1 protein-coding gene is annotated in these 1,064 nt (G+C 39.2%); it reads left to right on the top strand.

The features are described from left to right. Nucleotides 1-83: 83 nt before the first annotated feature. Nucleotides 84-701 carry a hemoblobin-interacting domain-containing protein gene (locus B0H94_RS14955; RefSeq protein ID WP_181315443.1) on the top strand — a complete coding sequence of 206 codons (618 nt, stop codon included), beginning with the start codon at nt 84-86 and terminating at the stop codon, nt 699-701. Nucleotides 702-1,064: the final 363 nt, after the last annotated feature.

The raw sequence follows: 1,064 nt of genomic DNA, 5'->3' as shown, positions 1-1,064 counted from the left end.
TTGGGGCTGGCAAGTCTTTTTTTTATGTTTTTCTGCTCTGCAGCGTTATGTACTTTTTCGTTTCATAACTTTGCACTTCTATTTTGCAATATACAACTCTTACAGCAGATAGCGTTGATAGTGACTTAGAGATCACTTTCAACGGTGATGAGCTAACTGCCGATTATCAAAATGCTGTAACAGCAGTAGAGCTTGACAATGATAATGGCACGGAGATTACAGTTTCAGAAGAAGACTACGACTTCAATGTTGACAGTGGAGATACAACGTTGACTATTGATGAAGGTGTAGTAGAAAATGCTGATGAGTACGATCTTACAATTGTTGCTGACAACTATGAAGACATCACTGAAGATGAACTAGAAGTTGTTGAAGGATCTGTAAGTGCCTCAGAAAGCTCATTAGATGATGGTTCATATGATGGTGGTGATGAGAAACTAACTCTAACAGCGACAGTTAAGGACAACTATGGTAATCAAATAACAGACCTAACTTCAGGTGAAGTTGATAGTATTACCATCGATGGTGATGATGCTGAACATGTAGATGGTGATTTCAACCATGAAGGAGACGGTGTATATACTATCGTAGTAGGTAATGGTAATACTGCTGATTTATCAAGTGAGCCAGCAGATGATGATGAAATTGTAGTAACAATTAATGGAGAAGACTTCACTGTAGATTACGGCGATATCAAATAATAATTTCGGTGTCAGACCCTCGGCGCGGTGATGCGCTAAAGGGCTAGGTGAAGGAGGAAAGCCTCGCAGCGAAATGCTGCGGGGCTTTTCTTTCGTACGGACGGAAATACCCATTAATCAAAGTTTTAGAGAACGTAAGATCGCTAGAAAAAACAAAAATACAATGTGCTTCAATGATCACTTTATATTGATAAAACCGGGAGGTTCCGCCACATAGGACCTCTCGGTTTTTTTCGTTTGTTATTGAACTTAATTCAATAGAATTCATCTGTAACCGGAAGGTTTATTACAAAGAATGCTAGTCCATACTGGTAAGGCAGAAGAACAGATGGTTTTGAGAAAATGAACCTGAAGAAAGGAGTG

Origin of the sequence: Salsuginibacillus halophilus (assembly GCF_003014715.1) — a bacterium.
In the GTDB taxonomy this organism is placed as follows: Bacteria; Bacillota; Bacilli; order Bacillales; family Marinococcaceae; genus Salsuginibacillus; species Salsuginibacillus halophilus.
Note: the sequence above shows the minus strand (reverse complement) of the source record. Positions and strands in the feature narration are given on the sequence as shown.